Source organism: Microvirga brassicacearum, from assembly GCF_008757455.1.
Lineage (GTDB): Bacteria > Pseudomonadota > Alphaproteobacteria > Rhizobiales > Beijerinckiaceae > Microvirga > Microvirga brassicacearum.
Genome location: NZ_VCMV01000024.1, coordinates 65,470 through 80,491 on the forward strand (window position 1 = coordinate 65,470; position 15,022 = coordinate 80,491).

13 protein-coding genes and 1 tRNA gene are annotated in these 15,022 nt (G+C 63.3%); 5 read left to right on the plus strand and 9 right to left on the minus strand.

Annotated features, from left to right (window positions below):
* Positions 1–2 precede the first annotated feature (2 nt).
* Together FEZ63_RS15260 and FEZ63_RS15265 are read right to left on the minus strand one after the other, a co-directional pair.
* Positions 3–800 (minus strand): MBL fold metallo-hydrolase, encoded by a 798-nt coding sequence (locus tag FEZ63_RS15260; RefSeq protein WP_150945972.1) that lies wholly within the window; start codon positions 798–800, stop codon positions 3–5.
* Positions 797–1,606 carry a TatD family hydrolase gene (locus FEZ63_RS15265; protein WP_150945974.1) on the minus strand — a complete coding sequence of 270 codons (810 nt, stop codon included), beginning with the start codon at positions 1,604–1,606 and terminating at the stop codon, positions 797–799. Before FEZ63_RS15265 ends, FEZ63_RS15260 begins: the two co-directional genes overlap by 4 nt.
* A 218-nt stretch (positions 1,607–1,824) precedes the next feature.
* Here FEZ63_RS15265 and FEZ63_RS15270 point away from each other — a divergent pair, with 218 nt between their 5' ends.
* On the plus strand, positions 1,825–2,298 hold the full coding sequence (locus tag FEZ63_RS15270; protein WP_150945976.1) for an AAC(3)-I family aminoglycoside N-acetyltransferase: 474 nt from the start codon (positions 1,825–1,827) through the stop codon (positions 2,296–2,298).
* 30 nt (positions 2,299–2,328) lie between these two features.
* Here FEZ63_RS15270 and FEZ63_RS15275 read toward each other — a convergent pair whose 3' ends face one another.
* The 6 genes from FEZ63_RS15275 to FEZ63_RS15300 all read right to left on the minus strand — a co-directional run bounded on the left by FEZ63_RS15275 (position 2,329) and on the right by FEZ63_RS15300 (position 9,419).
* Positions 2,329–3,645, minus strand: a complete 1,317-nt coding sequence (locus tag FEZ63_RS15275; RefSeq protein WP_150945979.1) for a family 1 glycosylhydrolase — start codon at positions 3,643–3,645, stop codon at positions 2,329–2,331.
* A 45-nt stretch (positions 3,646–3,690) separates the two neighbouring features.
* A complete protein-coding gene (gene metG / locus FEZ63_RS15280; protein ID WP_150945981.1) occupies positions 3,691–5,238 on the minus strand; it encodes a methionine--tRNA ligase in 1,548 nt (515 codons plus the stop codon).
* A gap of 43 nt (positions 5,239–5,281) precedes the next feature.
* The gene (locus tag FEZ63_RS15285) at positions 5,282–6,343 is read right to left on the minus strand and encodes a DNA polymerase III subunit delta' (protein ID WP_150945982.1); all 1,062 of its coding nucleotides are present in this window, start codon (positions 6,341–6,343) and stop codon (positions 5,282–5,284) included.
* On the minus strand, positions 6,333–7,007 hold the full coding sequence (gene tmk / locus FEZ63_RS15290; RefSeq protein WP_150945984.1) for a dTMP kinase: 675 nt from the start codon (positions 7,005–7,007) through the stop codon (positions 6,333–6,335). Before tmk ends, FEZ63_RS15285 begins: the two co-directional genes overlap by 11 nt.
* Positions 7,007–8,227, minus strand: coding sequence for a D-alanyl-D-alanine carboxypeptidase family protein (locus FEZ63_RS15295; protein ID WP_150945986.1), 1,221 nt, complete (start codon positions 8,225–8,227; stop codon positions 7,007–7,009). Before FEZ63_RS15295 ends, tmk begins: the two co-directional genes overlap by 1 nt.
* A gap of 169 nt (positions 8,228–8,396) precedes the next feature.
* Positions 8,397–9,419: a septal ring lytic transglycosylase RlpA family protein gene (locus tag FEZ63_RS15300; RefSeq protein ID WP_150945988.1), complete on the minus strand. Its 1,023-nt coding sequence runs from the start codon at positions 9,417–9,419 to the stop codon at positions 8,397–8,399.
* 720 nt (positions 9,420–10,139) lie between these two features.
* Here FEZ63_RS15300 and FEZ63_RS15305 point away from each other — a divergent pair.
* The 3 genes from FEZ63_RS15305 to FEZ63_RS15315 all read left to right on the plus strand — a co-directional run bounded on the left by FEZ63_RS15305 (position 10,140) and on the right by FEZ63_RS15315 (position 12,303).
* A tRNA-Ser gene (locus tag FEZ63_RS15305) sits at positions 10,140–10,229 on the plus strand.
* A 50-nt stretch (positions 10,230–10,279) separates the two neighbouring features.
* Entirely contained in the window at positions 10,280–11,164 is an 885-nt protein-coding gene (locus FEZ63_RS15310) for an alpha/beta hydrolase (protein ID WP_150945990.1), read from the plus strand.
* A gap of 125 nt (positions 11,165–11,289) precedes the next feature.
* The gene (locus FEZ63_RS15315; protein WP_150945992.1) at positions 11,290–12,303 is read left to right on the plus strand and encodes a magnesium and cobalt transport protein CorA; all 1,014 of its coding nucleotides are present in this window, start codon (positions 11,290–11,292) and stop codon (positions 12,301–12,303) included.
* Positions 12,304–12,532: 229 nt separating this feature from the next.
* Here FEZ63_RS15315 and FEZ63_RS15320 read toward each other — a convergent pair whose 3' ends face one another.
* Entirely contained in the window at positions 12,533–13,393 is an 861-nt protein-coding gene (locus tag FEZ63_RS15320) for a DMT family transporter (RefSeq protein WP_150945994.1), read from the minus strand.
* Between the two features lie 122 nt (positions 13,394–13,515).
* Between FEZ63_RS15320 and FEZ63_RS15325 the strand changes: the two genes are divergently transcribed.
* Positions 13,516–14,940, plus strand: coding sequence for an aminotransferase-like domain-containing protein (locus FEZ63_RS15325; protein WP_150945995.1), 1,425 nt, complete (start codon positions 13,516–13,518; stop codon positions 14,938–14,940).
* The last annotated feature ends 82 nt before the right edge of the window (positions 14,941–15,022 follow it).

Genomic DNA, 15,022 nt, shown 5'->3' on the forward strand with positions numbered 1-15,022 from the left:
AATCACTCGTGCCCGAACGTCATCCCGTCGAAGGCCGGCTCCACATGGTCCGGTAATTGCCGGCGTAATTCCTCGTAATCGAGGTCCGAATGGAGGTTGGTGAGGACCGCCCGCCGCGGCTTCACCTCGGCGATCAGGTCCAGGGTCTCGCGTACCGAGAAATGCGTGGGATGCGGTGTGTAGCGCAGGGCGTCGATGATCAGCACGTCGAGGCCCCGCAGGACCTCCATGCTGTCCGCCGGCATGTGGTTCACATCCGGAGCGTAGGCGATATCGCCGAAGCGGAAGCCGTAGGCATCCATATCGCCGTGGATCATCCTGAACGGCGTGGCTGTGATCGCGCCCCCGGGGCCGGAAATCGCCGTGGGCGCTTCCCGGTCGAGATGGTGGGCCACCAGGATCGGCGGATAGCCGCTGCCCGCCGGCGCCTCGAAGCAATAGCCGAACCGCGCCTGCAGAAGCTCGCTCGTCATGCGGTCGGCGTAGATGGGGATCTTGCGACGCATGGCGATGACGAGTGGCCTGAGATCATCGATTCCATGGACGTGGTCGGCGTGCGAATGGGTAAAAAGCACCGCATCCAGCCGTTTCACGTGCGCTTCCAAAAGCTGCTCGCGCAGATCCGGCGACGTGTCCACCAGAACCGTGGTCGTGCCGCCACCATTGGTCGTCTGGACCAGCACGGAGCAGCGCCGGCGGCGGTTCTTGGGATTATGCGGGTCGCACGCGCCCCACCCGGCCGCGACCCGTGGGACGCCGCCGGATGAACCGCAGCCGAGAATCGTCACCGTATAGGTCATGAGGCGAAAGCCGTTCCGCGGTCTGCATCGGCCGCCTTGGCCTTCCTGAAAAGCCGGTAGAAATTGTCGGTCGTGATGCGGGCGATGTCCGCCTCGCCGACGCCCACCACCTCCGCCAGAACGCGCGCCGTTTGCGCGACATAAGCCGGCTCGTTCGTCTTGCCGCGATAAGGCATCGGCGCGAGATACGGCGCGTCGGTTTCCACGAGCAGCCGGTCGCGCGGGACCGATGCGGCGATCTCGCGAATGTCCTCGGAATTCTTGAATGTCAGGATGCCGGAGAAGGAGACGTAAAGGCCCAGTTCCACGCCCACAGCCGCCAGTTTCGCGCCTGACGAGAAGCAATGGAGGACGGCATCGAAGCGCCCTCTTCCCATTTCGTCGGAGAGAATTTCGATCATGTCCTCATCGGCGTTGCGCGCGTGGATGATCAACGGCAATTGGGCGCTTCGCGCCGCCGCAATATGGGTCCGGAAAACCTGCCGCTGCACGTCGCGCGGGCTCTTGTCGTAGTGATAATCGAGCCCCGCCTCGCCGATGGCGATGCATCGCGGGTGGCGGGCCAGTTCGACGAGCCGTTCGGCCGGCACATCGGGCTCGCTCGCCGCGTTGTGCGGATGCGTTCCAATGGTGAAGAACACCGCCTCGTGGGCCTCCGCCAATTCCCGGTAGGTGTCATGGCGCGACACGAAGGTCGAGATCGTCACCATGCGGCCGATGCCGGCGGCGGACGCCGCGTCGAGGACCGCGGGCAGCCTGCTTTGAAGATCCGGAAAATCGAGGTGGCAGTGACTATCGACCAACATGTGCGGGTGAGCCCCCTCCTCCACCGATTCCGGGTTCCGATCCGGCGTGATATCCGCCTTCTTAGAGCATGGCCCGGAAAAGTGGAATCCGGCTTTTCCGAAAAGCCCTCCCACGAAGGTCAAGGCCGACTTGGCTGTTACCGTTGCTGCTCTCGAATCAAAGCAGATTTCCGCATTGGCAGCGTTACGCGACGGCGCGACTGCGCTACACTGAGGCCATGTCCGCTTCATCTACGACATTCCGCCGACTCCAGCCCGGCGACGTCGCGTTTCTTCGCAAGCTGAACGCATTGTTCGGCGAGGCGTTCGCCGACCGCGAGACATACGCAGCGGAGCCGCCGAGCGACGCCTACCTGGAGGGCCTGCTCGCGAAAGACCACATCATTTCCATCGTGGCGCTGAGGGGCGACCAGGTCGTGGGCGGACTCGTCGCCTACGAACTCGACAAGTTCGAGCGGGCGCGCCGAGAGTTGTATATCTATGACCTTGCCGTCAGCGAGGAGCATCGCCGACAGCGCGTCGCCACCACCCTCATCGAGCATCTGCGCGAAATCGCCGCTCGGCGCGGCGCCTGGGTCGTCTATGTTCAGGCCGATTACGGCGACGACCCGGCCATCGCGCTCTATGAGAAGCTTGGGGCTCGCGAGGACGTGCTGCATTTCGATATCGCGGTTGAACCATTGCGTCGTTAGGCGAGACAACCCAAGGTCGGGAGCTAAGGCCTATTGCGAGGCCTGTTGAATGTCGTCCTTGGTGGCATTGCACAGCCGCTGGATGACGAGATCCCGATGCCTGAGTAACGGCTGCTCCTCCTCGTATTCCTGCGGCGGCATCAGCGGCAACGTCAGGCAGACGCTCTGGGCGGGCAGCACATCGCACCAATCCGCAATCAACTGCTTGTAGGACGTTCCCACGGCTCTGATGTTCCGGTCGAGGTCATAGAGCCCGACCGGGGAAATCCGATCGTTTTCTTCCCGAAGCGCCGTGTCCCAGTCGATCTGATCCGTCAGCGAATACCAGGTGAAGCCGAGAATCGGCACGCCGGTATTGCGCACCCGAAGCACGTTCGCCCATTGCTTCCACAGCCAGTTGACCGCCTCGTCGCCTCTCGGACCTTCCATGAGGTTGGTCTCGGTGTGCATCACCGGCAGCATGAAGCGGTCGTAATATTGCCGCGTGATCTCATCATAGCCGAAGACATCCCCGGCAGACACCGTCGAACCATTCGCATGAACACGGTGCTCGTTGGTGACGTAGTAATCGTTCCCCATGATGCAGTGGTGGCGCAGGGAGGAACGATTGAGGAAGAAGTGATATTCCTCCCGCGTCATCCCGTTATCCATGATGAATTCGTACATCTCGGAATCGACGCGGCGCCCATAGTTGAGATCGAGCGAGAGAAAGCGCTTGGCGTTCATGACCTCCGCGGGCTTGATCGCTGCCGGATTCTCGGCGTGGAAGTATTCGGACGACTCGCTCTGGATGAAGATCGCGTCATGCCGCACCTCCAGGATGCGTGCCATCGCCAGCACATTCGCCTTGACCAGATGCTTCAACGCGGTGACGAACGCATGATCGGTGGTGAGTTGCTCGTTCCACCAGCCATAGGACGCCGAGAAGAGTGCGCACACAAACATCTCGTTGATCGGCGTGTAGAGCTGAACCCAGGGGAACCGCCGAGCAAAGGCTTCGGCATAGGATGCGAAGAGTTCGGGAAAATCCGGGTTCTGGAAATTGCCGAGCCAGTCGGGCACGCCGAAATGGCAAAGATCGACGATGGGGATGACGTTGAGGCGCTTGAGCTCGCCGAAGGTCATGTCGGCGAACGACCAGTCATAGCGCCCGGGACCGATGAAGGTCGTGTGCAGCGGCGGGCCGTATCTCAGGACCTGGATGTCGAGATCGGCCAGCAGCGAGAAATCCGTCCGCCAGTGCTTGTAGTGGCCGCATTTCTCCATCTCGTCGATGCGGGTGCGGCCATTATTGATCGTCGGGATGCTGTTCTCGATCCCGGTCGCAAACATGAAAGTCGTAAACATGTCTTCTCCCGCTGGAGGCCGGAACGGCCCAGCCAAGCGGAAGCGTCAGGCCTCCGCCTCGATGTAACGCGGGAAGATGGGTGCAGGTTGCGGCAGGGCCCGGCCGGCCACGAGCCTGTGCGTGGGACCGACATGCGCCAGCGCCCGGTCCTCCGGCGCGACGCCGAGCAGATCCAGCAGCCGGGCGGCGGCCTCCGGCACGAAGGGCTGAGCCAGAATGCCGACCGCGCGCAGGACCTCGGCCGTGACGTAGAGCACGCTCGCCATCCTGGCCGGATCGTCCTTCCGCAGCTTCCATGGCTCCTGCGAGGCGAAATAGCGGTTCGCTTCCGCCACCACGGCCCAGATTTCCGCCAAGGTGGTGTGCAGGGCGTAATCCGCCATGGCCGCCCTCGCCTTCGCCGGCAAGCCGTCGGCGAGCCACAGCATGTCCTTGTCGGCCTGAGAAAATTCGCCCGGCAGGGGCACCGCCGAGTCGCAGTTCTTCGCGATCATCGACAGTGAACGCTGCGCCAGGTTGCCGAGATCGTTGGCAAGATCCGCGTTGATGCGGTTGACGATCGCCTCGTGCGAATAATTGCCGTCCTGGCCGAAGGGGACTTCGCGCAGGAAGAAATAGCGCAGCTGATCGACGCCGTAGGTGTCGGCGAGCGAGAACGGATCGATCACGTTGCCGACCGATTTCGACATCTTCTCGCCGCGGTTGAACAGGAACCCGTGCCCGAAAACCCCCTTCGGCAAAGGCAGGCCCGCCGACATCAGGAAAGCCGGCCAATAAACCGTGTGGAAGCGAACGATGTCTTTGCCGATGATGTGGACGTCGGCCGGCCAGTAATGCCACCGGTCGGAATTTTCATCCGGGAAGCCGCAGCCGGTGATGTAGTTCGTCAGCGCATCGACCCAAACATACATCACGTGCTTCGGGTCGCCGGGGACCGGCAGGCCCCAGTTGAACGTGGTGCGGCTGATCGACAAATCCTGCAAGCCGCGGCGGACGAAGCTGACGATCTCGTTGCGGCGTGTCTCGGGGCTGACGAAGCCCGGGTTGTCCCGGTAGAGATCGAGCAGCCGGTCCTGATAAGCGGAGAGACGGAAGAAATAGCTCTCCTCCTCGATCCATTCGACCGGTGTTCCGGTCGGCGCGTGCCAGCTTCCGTCCGGCTGTTTCGTCAGCTCGCTTTCGTCGTAATAGGCCTCGTCGCGCACCGAGTACCAGCCGGAATACTTGGAGAGGTAGATATCCCCCCTCTCCTCCATCCGGCGCCAAAGTTCCTGCGTCGAGGCCAAGTGGTCCTTATCCGTGGTGCGGATGAAACGGTCGTAGGAGGCGCCCATCCGGTCGGCCATGGCCTGGAACTTCGCCGCCATCTCGTCGACGAGCGCTTTCGGGGTCGTCCCGCTCCGATCGGCCGTCTGCTGGATCTTGAGCCCGTGTTCGTCCGTGCCGGTCATGAAGAACACATCGTAGCCATCGATGCGCTTGAAGCGCGCTACGGCATCGGACGCGATGATTTCATACGCATGCCCGATATGCGGGGCGCCGTTCGGGTAGGAAATGGCCGTGGTGATGTAGAATTGTTCTTTCGCGGCCATGGGCAACCTTCGTCGAGTTCCTGAAGAGACGCTTTTTAAGCCTTCACGCCGTTCGGCGCACGGCATCCGCCAGATCATCGAACATGCCGAGAACGAGCGGGCGGCGGTCGAGATTGTAGATGTCGATCTCGCGTGCCTGCCGGCCGATCTTCTCACATACCTCCACAAGCGGCGCAAGGCGCGCAGCACCAACGTTCTCCGCCTGATGAAGCCGCATCGAGACCCACCGTTCGACCGTCTCCAGCGCCAATTCGTAGCTCGCGTCGGCATCCCGCCTCGCAAGGGCCTCGCTGAGCGCGAGAATCTGCTTCGGATCGGCGCGGGGGAGATTGTCGAGAACCGCATGGATCTGGGCGACCAGCGCCACCTTCTCGGCGTCGAGCAATTCGAGCGTGCGCCGGACCGAGCCCTCCCCCAATCGCCGCGCCTGGGCGAGCAGGTCCTGTGGAACATCGGTCCATGGAGCGCCCAGCGATGTGATGGCGGCCGTCACATCGGCCTCTGCAAGGGGCCGCAGCAGCAGGCGGCGACACCGGGAGCGGATGGTTGGGAGCACCCGCTGCGGGGCGTGGCTGACGATGAGGAAAATCGACCGCGGCGGCGGCTCCTCGACGACCTTGAGCAGCGCGTTCGCGCTCGATGCCGTCAGGTCTTCGGCGCTGTCCACGATGCAGACCCGATAGCCGCCATCAGCCGCGGTGGAGCCGAACATGTTCAGCGTCTTGCGAACCGCCTCGACCGGAATGGTCGTGGAGGCGGCCTTCTTGTCCGTGGCCGGCGCGCGGCGCAGGACCGCGAGGTTGGGATGGGACAGAACCGCAACCTGACGCGCAACGCGGGAATCCGGCGCGCAATCGAGCGTGTTGATGGAGCGATCATGGCTTCTGACAGGATCGAGCACCGCGCGGGCGACGCGGTAGGCCAGCGTCGCCTTGCCGATCCCCTGCGGTCCGCCGATCAACCATGCGTGATGCAGCCTGCCCTGGCGAAGCCCTTCGAGAAAGGCGTTTTCCCCTTCGGAATGGCCAAAAAATGCGAATTGCTCGCGCGGGTGCGGCGCGCCTTCGAATCCGTCAAGCTCCGTCTCGCTGGTCTCACGAGCCATCGGTCGCCCTCACTTGAGCGCCGACCAGTTTCGGCAGCCGTGTCTGCACCGCGTCCCAGATGGCGGCCTCGACCTCGTCGGGCGTGCGATCGGCGGCGATCACCAGGCATCTTTCGGGTTCGGCTCTGGCGATCGCCAAAAACGTCTCGCGCAGTTTGCTGTGAAACGCGATGTCTTCCTCCTCGAAGCGATCGACACCCTCGCCTTTGGTCTCGCGACGAGCCCCGGCACGCAGCAATCCGGTCTCGGGCGGCAGGTCCAGAATAAGCGTGAGGTCCGGTTTGAGCCCGTTCAGCGCCGCACGCTCAAGCGCGTTGATGAGGCTGGCATCGACATTGCCGGAGGCGCCCTGGTAGGCGCGGGTCGAATCGGCGAAGCGATCGCACAGGACGTGGACCCCTTCGCGCAACGCGGGCGCGATCATGTGGTCGATATGGTCGATCCGGGCGGCCGTGAATAAAAGTGCCTCGGCGAAGGCGCCGAGCGGTTTTGCCTTTCCGCCCAGAATGAACGCGCGGATCTCTTCGGCATAAGGAGACCCGCCGGGTTCGCGCGTGGCGACCACCGTCTTGCCCAGGGACTCGAGCCTCGCTCGCAGCCTTGCGATCTGGGTCGACTTGCCGGCCCCCTCCCCGCCCTCGAATGTGATGAATCGGCCCGCCATCAAATACCGCTGAACGCATCCGAGATGGCGCGCCGAACCCAGCCGGTGCTGACCTCGAGCAGGCCGTCGAAGGCCCGCTGCGGCAAGGTTCCGACCTCAACATCCTCGCTGGCATAGAGCGGCATTTCGAGGGCCTTCATATCGCCCCGGGTCACCTCGATACGGGCAACCTGAGCGCCTTTCCTGATCGGAGCCTTGAGCGGACCTTGATAGACGATGCGGGCCGAGAGCCGCTCGCCCTCCCCGCGACGCACGAGTACACGAACCGGCCGCTCGGAGACAAGCGCCAGGGAGCGCCGGTCCCCGCCAAACACCTGCGCATCCCCGACCACCTGTCCGGCCTCGAAGAGCAGATGCGGCTCGTAGGAGCGGAAACCCCATTCGAGCAGCTTCCGGGATTCGGCGGCCCGGTCGCGGGCGGTCTTCAGGCCGTTGACCACCACGATCAGGCGCTGCCCGTTCTGAACCGCCGAGCCTGACAGGCCGTAGCCGGATTCATCCACATTGCCGGTCTTCAAACCGTCGGCGCCGATATCCATCGCCAGCAGCGGATTGCGGTTCTGCTGACGGATCTTGTTCCAGGTAAACTCGCGCTCGCCAAACATCTTGTAGAGATCGGGGTAGGCCTCGATCACGAAACGCGAGAGCGCCGCAAGTTCGCGAACCGTCACTTTCTGCTCGGGATCGCTATAGCCGGTGGAGTTGCGGAAGGTCGACTTCGTCAGGCCGATCTGACGCGCGCGGTCGTTCATCAGGCGGGCGAAGTTTTCCTCGGTGCCGGAGATCCCCTCCGCGAGCGCGATGGCCGCATCATTGCCCGACTGGACGATCAGGCCGCGGAGCAGGTCCTCCAGGCGAATGGCGGTATTGACGTTGGCGAACATCGCCGATCCGCCGGAACCCGCCCCGCCCTTCTTCCATGCATTGACGGAGATCGTGAACTCGCTGTCCATTCTTAGCCGGCCGTTCTTCAACTCGTTGAAGACGACCTCCGCGGTCATGATTTTGGCCATGCTTGCGGGAGCTACGAGCTCGTCGGCGTTCTTTTCGAACAGGACGGCGCGGGTGTCCGAATCCACCAGAATCGCGGTGGGCGCAATGGTCTGAAACGACTGTGCGCCGGCTTCGTGTCCGGTGACAAAAAACAACGCCAACGCACTGACAACGCTGGCAATCACTATGCTGCGATGTGGTGTTTTTTGGTACAATTTCTCAGACATGCCGACTCTTCCCTTGGGAGAGTTGGAATCTGTAGCATGGCGGCAGCAAATCAACGCCACGCTTCTTTCCAAGTGGCGCACGGAGTGCTCGCGACAGACACACCGGGTGTTCCGTCGCACCAGTTGGCGGGTGGACGCCGCGCGGGCGCAGCCCGCGACGACACCCGAACTACCGGGTCACGAAAAGCGAACGATCCAGCGGAGCAAAGCCGCTGTTCTTCTGGAAGCCGGCGGCCGATGTTTCGTTGGCTGCATAATAGAGTCCCGCCGCGGCCGGACGTGCTTGCACCAGCGCTGGTGAAAGCGAGCTCACCTTGACTGGGGTGGTCGCGCTCGGGATCGTGCCAAGATCAAACGGCCGTTCGGGCGGCAGCGGAACAGCGCTTGCGACCGGAATGCCGACCGGCTCGGCAGCCGCCATCATCACGCGAGGCGCCGCATAGGTCTGAACCGGCTCGAGGGGCTGCGAGGCGCGTGCAACCGCCTGCTCACGCATGGGAGCCGGGCGAGGCGTCACCTCGGCGAGCATCGTCGGACGCGAGCCGTTGATCGTCGCCGCAGACCCGTCCGTGCGCAGGCTCGCGAGCAGAATGCGGTCGTCGCTGCCATTGGTCGAGGCGCGGCCCACATATTCCACGCGCACCCGTGCCGTGCCCTGATGCTTGAAGCCGAGGGCGAGGGCGGCACGCTCCGATACGTCGATGATGCGATTGCCGTGGAACGGTCCGCGGTCGTTCACGCGAACGATCATCGAGTGACCGTTCTGGGTATTCGTCACCCGCGCATAGCTCGGGAGCGGCATAGTGGTGTGAGCGGCGGCGACCGAGCCGCGATCGAACACTTCGCCGTTGGCTGTCCGGCGGCCATGGAAGTTCGAGCCGTACCAGGAGGCCAGGCCTTCATTCTTGTAGTCGGGATTCGCGCGCGGCACATAAGTGCGGCCGGCGACGGTGTAGGGCTTGCCCACATGCTCACGTCCACCACCCTTGGGCACGGGCTCGCCCTCACGCACCACGCGCGGGCTGGCTGCGACGCCGTATTTGGGATCGATGCCGCTGCGAACATTCGACGAGCAATTGGCCGCAGTGAGTGCGATGGCAGTGACGCCCGCAATGCGAAGAAGTGGAAAAGTCCGGCGCGAGGCTGTCGCCCCGTTCTGTCCAACTTTCGATTCGGCGCAATCTGACTGCATCGCGATCTGCATTCCCTCGACCGCCCGAGGCGCGGCCAGCTTCACAATTCCCGAAAAGCCCCAGGCGTGGCCGTCCGGCGGCTAAAAGAAGGTGAAATGCCGGCTGTTGTCAATGGAGAAGCTAGCATAGTAAGAACATTGTTTCTAAACGTTATAAAGCGAAAATGTTCAGTGAGTTGCGCGATTTTTCGCAACGTCGATGGCAAGTAAAAACAGCCTCCGGCTCAACGGGGCGACCTTGCTTCCCCCGCAATCGTCCGGCCGAAACTGGCACAAACCGCCATATTGTCGAAGCATCTTAAACTCATCAAACGTAACGGCTTAGCTCTACTTCTTCACGAACGACCCGAGCAGCTGACACAACCCCTTCGCTCCCGAGACGGGAATGGTGTTAACCTTATGGCCCGAATCCGCGAGATCGCGGTCTCTAATCCCCTGCTTTTTCCCGCGGTGATGCGTTTGCGTCACATCACTCAGGGGCGGAATGGCTCGACTGATCATTGCTGCCCGGTCTTCATCATGGGCGCGCATGGTTAACGGAAGACTAATCACGCGTGTCCATTCGGCCTGTTCGTCAATTCCTGCGGGTCCGGACCCGACCCATATATCGTCACCCGCCCCTCCCCGGCCTGCTGTCTGTTGACGGATACCGCGCCGCGGCCTTAGACAGCAGGAGCCGCGCGACTGGCGGCCCGTATCATGACGGGCCTCTCACCTGCAGGAAGGGTGGCCGAGTGGTTTAAGGCAGCGGTCTTGAAAACCGCCGTGGGTGCAAGCCCACCGTGGGTTCGAATCCCACCCCTTCCGCCATATCTGATGAAGTGAGCGTCCCCGACACTTCCCCCAGCGGAGGCAGGGCCATGGACCAGAGCGAAATCGAGGCTGTTCGGGCGCTGCTGAGTTCGAAACCTCGGCCGGTCGGATGGGCGGAACGACGCCAGCGGCTCGACGAGGTGGGATCGGTTTGGCCTGTTGCCGAGGACATCAGGCTCGAACAGGTGGATGTGGATGGCGTGCCCGGAGAGTGGTCGATTGCTCCCGAGAGCGATGCCGCGCGCGTTCTCCTGTTCTTCCATGGTGGCGGCTATTGCTCGGGCTCGATCCTCAGCCATCGCCGCCTGGTGACCGAGGCCGGCCGGGCAGCCGGAATCCGCACTCTCGCAATTGCTTATCGCCTCGCACCGGAGAACCCGTTTCCCGCAGCGGTGGACGACGCCCTGGCGGCATGGCGCTTCTTGCGACGGCAGGGCGTCGAGGCGAGACACATCGCGCTCGGCGGCGACAGTGCGGGGGGAGGTTTGACGCTGGCCCTGATCGGCCGGCTGCAAAAGGATCGCGAGGAGCTTCCCGCCTGTGCGTGGTTGTTGTCGCCTTGGACGGACCTGACCATGTCCGGTTCCACGCTCGCCACGAAGGATAGCGTTGATCCCATCATCCACGGAGGCTACCTCCACGAACTGGCCGATGCCTACCTGCCCGGCGGCATCGACCGACGGGACCCCCGTGTTTCCCCCCTCTACGCCGATCTCGCGGGCCTGCCGCCGACCCTGATCCAGGTCGGGTCGGATGAAACGCTGCTCGAGGACGCTACGCGTTTCGTCACCGCCGCGGGCGCCGCAGATGTGGCCGTCACGCTCGAGGTGTGGCCGTACATGATTCACGCTTGGCCGCTGTGGAATGCGCATCTGGAGCCCGGCCGTCGGGCTCTCGCCAAGGCTGGGGCCTTCATGCGTCAGTATCTCTGAGGGTGCGAGCCGACAGGGGCGCGACTGCGGTCGGCTCTGGGTCAAAACACGATGCCTATCCAGGGAACGCCGACAGTTTGCTCTCCAGCCGTGCAACGGGGGTTCCCGCTGTGCGTTAGTGGATCATGACGAATTCGCTCAAGCTTCGTTCGGCGCAGCCCAACGGAACTCCCGGTGTGGTCGCGTCGGCTGTATACCTGAGAGGCCGACGCGTGGCCGATATCCCCATAGAAGAGGCTGGCGACTGGTCGCGCAAACCTGGTCATGTTGTCTGGATCGGCGTGCACGAGCCCAGCCTGGATCTCCTGCGGCATCTCCAGGCTGAGTTTGGCCTGCATGACCTTGCCATCGAGGATGCGCTCAAAGCTCATCAGCGCCCCAAACTCGAACAATATGGCGATGCCTTGTTCGTCGTTGCTCGAACCGCCCAGATGCTGGACAGGCGCATTGCCTTTGGCGAGACGCATCTGTTCGCCGGGCGTGGCTATGTGGTCTCCGTCCGCCACGGTGCATCGACCTCATACACGCCGGTGCGCGCGCGCTGCGAGGCGGCTCCGGCCGCGCTATCGGACGGGGAAGACTTCATCCTCTATGCGATTCTTGATTTCATCGTCGACAACTACATGCCGGTGATCGAGGCGATCCAGTCAGAGGTGGAGCCGATCGAGGATAGCATTCTGACCGAAGCCCCGACCGAGACTCATGTGCGACGGCTCTATCAGCTTCGCCGTGACCTCCTGCGCCTGCGCAACGCAGCGGTCCCGCTGGTGGAGGTCTGCCGGCGCCTTGAGCAACCGGGACTGCCCGGTATCGATGCCTCCATGTACCCGCACTTCCGCGATGTCTCCGATCACATCCGAAGGGTTCAGGAGGAGATTGAGTCTCTGCGCGAGGTGCTGGCGTTCGCATTCGAGACCTGCCTGATGACCGGACAGGCGCAGCAAACCGAGATCACGCGCAAGCTTGCGGCGTGGGCCGCAATCCTGGCGGTTCCGACTGCGGTGGCGGGAATTTACGGCATGAACTTCGAGGTCATCCCGGAGCTGCGATGGAGGTATGGTTACGCGCTTGTGCTGACAGCCATCATCTCGGTTTGCGGTTGGCTGTACTGGCGCTTTCGTCAAAACCGATGGCTTTGAACAGCCAAGCTTAATCCAAACCGTTCTACCGAAGATGTCCTTGTTTTCCGGTCAGCGATCAGCGGGCCGTGGACCGTGGTGGATCAAACCCGCTTAGGCGTCGCGAACTGACGATAGCTATACCTCCGATTGGTGCAAGGTCCGGACCTTCCTTTGCTGGAAATGCCGGGGAGCTTTCCAAGGCGGGCACCGACGAAGCGAAAGGGTTATCCGTGTTCTCTTTTCGACCTCAGGCGAACCGCTTGGCGCCGGCAACGCAGAGAATAACAAGGCCTGTCGCGGCGATCATCGTCCAGGCGACGGGCTCATGAAGCAGGAGACCCGCCAGCGCCAGGCCGAAGAAGGGCTGGAGCAGTTGCAGCTGCCCGACGCCGGCAATGCCCCCAAGTGCGAGGCCGCGATACCAGAAGACGAAGCCGATCAACATGCTGAAGATCGAAACATAGGCGAGCCCGAACCAGGCCGGACTGCCGATCCCGCTCCAGGATCGCGGCATCGTAGTCAGCGCGAGCGCCGCCATCATCGGCAGCGCCAAAAGCAGAGCCCATGAGATGACCTGCCAGCCGCCGAGCCGTCGGGACAGTGTGGCTCCTTCGGCATAACCGAGGCCGCAGAGAACGATGGCGGCCACCATCAGCAGATCGCCCGTGAGCGAACCTGCGCCGCTGTTGACGAGGGCAAAGCCCGCGACCGTTGCAGCACCGAGGCCCGAGAACAGCCAGAAGACCGGTTTCGGCCTCTCGCCGCCGCGCAGGACGCCGAAGATGGCGGTCGCAAGCGGCAGGAGGCCGACGAAGACAATGGAATGCGCCGAGGTAATGTGCTGGAGCGCAAGCGCCGTCAGCAGCGGGAAGCCGACCACGACGCCGAGCGCGACCACGGCAAGCGAGACAAGATCGCTGCGTCCAGGCCGCACCTGCCGGAGGAGGACGAGGAAGGCTGCCCCAAGAAGCGCGGCGATCACTGCGCGGGCCGAGGTCAGAAACAACGGCGAGAAGTCGCCGACAGCAACCCGCGTGGCCGGCAACGAGCCGCTGAAGATAATGACGCCCAAGAGGCCGCTGCCCCACGCATCTGTCGTTCGATCCATGTTCCCTCGCTGACAGGACACGAGACCCTTAGGGTTTCGAGGCTGGCAGAGACAGAGACAATGCAATACAATTTGATAAAACTGTATGGATATAAGAAGCCACACAATCAGCGGGAGCGCGAATGAAGGACGGGGAACTCACTCGCACGGGCGAGGTGATGGCGGCCATTCGCATGAAGGTGGCGAGCCGTGCCCTCGTCTCCGGTGACCGGCTGCCCTCGATCCGGCGCTTCGCCGCGACCATGGGCGTGTCACCCTCCACCGTGGTTGAAGCCTATGATCGTCTCGCGGCGGAGGGCCTGATCCGCGCCCGGCGCGGTTCCGGCTTCTACGTCGCCGGCACGGGCATGCCGGCGATGGCGCTTGCAGCAACGGAGCCGTCGCGCGACCGGGCCGTCGATCCATTCTGGGTTTCGCGGCAGTCGCTCGACGCGGATCCCGCGGTGATGAAGCCCGGCTGCGGCTGGCTGCCAGCGGACTGGATGCCGAATCCCGCCCTTCGCCGCGCCTTGCGGACACTCGCACGGGCCGATGATGCGGTGCTCGCCGATTACGGCAGCACGCGCGGCTCGCCACTCTTGCGCCGATTGCTGCTCGGACGGTTTGCCGAGGAGGGGATCGAGGCTTCACCTGACCAGCTCATGCTGACGGCTTCGGGAACGCAGGCGATCGACCTGATCTGCCGTTTCCTGCTGCGGCCTGGCGACACGGTGTTGGTGGACGACCCATGCTATTTCAACTTTCAGGCACTGCTTCGGGCGCATCAAGTCAGGATGACCGGCGTGCCTTACACGCCCTCCGGGCCCGATATGGCGGCTTTCGAGTCAACCCTGACGGCGGAGCGACCCCGCCTCTACATCACCAACTCCGCGCTCCATAACCCGACCGGCGCCACCCTCTCGCCGCAGACGGCATACAGGCTCTTGAGCGCAGCCTCGGCTCACGATCTGACGATCGTCGAGGACGACATCTTTGCCGATTTTGAGCCAGATCCCTCGCCGCGCCTTGCCGCGCTCGATGGGCTCAACCGCGTCATTCGGATCGGCAGCTTTTCGAAGACGCTGTCCGCCTCGATACGGTGCGGCTTCATCGCCGGACGGGCAGACTGGATCGAAGGTCTCGTCGATTTGCAGGTCGCCACCTGCTTCGGCGGACCGAGCCCGGTTGCGACCACGTTGATTGCCAATGTTCTCGCGGGCGGCGGCTACCGCAAGCACATGGAGGAATTGCGCCAGCGCCTTGCCCGGGCCAGACACGACATGGCGGCCTGTCTGGAGCCCCTTGGCATCCGGCCCTGGCTCATGCCGCGCGGCGGCTTCTATCTCTGGTGCCGCCTGCCGGCAGGCCAGGATTCCGCCGCCCTCGCCCGCATGGCCGTGGAGGAGAACATCGTTCTGGCTCCGGGCAACGTGTTCAGCGTCTCGCAGACGGCCGGTGCATTCCTGCGCTTCAACGTGGCGCAGTCGGGCGACCCGCGCATCGTGGCGGTCCTCACGCGGGCGATGAACTCCCAGCATGCCGGTAAAGTCCTCGCGATCGGCAAGTAACCGCGATCAGCGCTTTTCCGGTGACCGAGCCTTGTGGTTGCTCTCCTCCAAACGTGTCGATTGCAATCTGCAAATCGTTCGC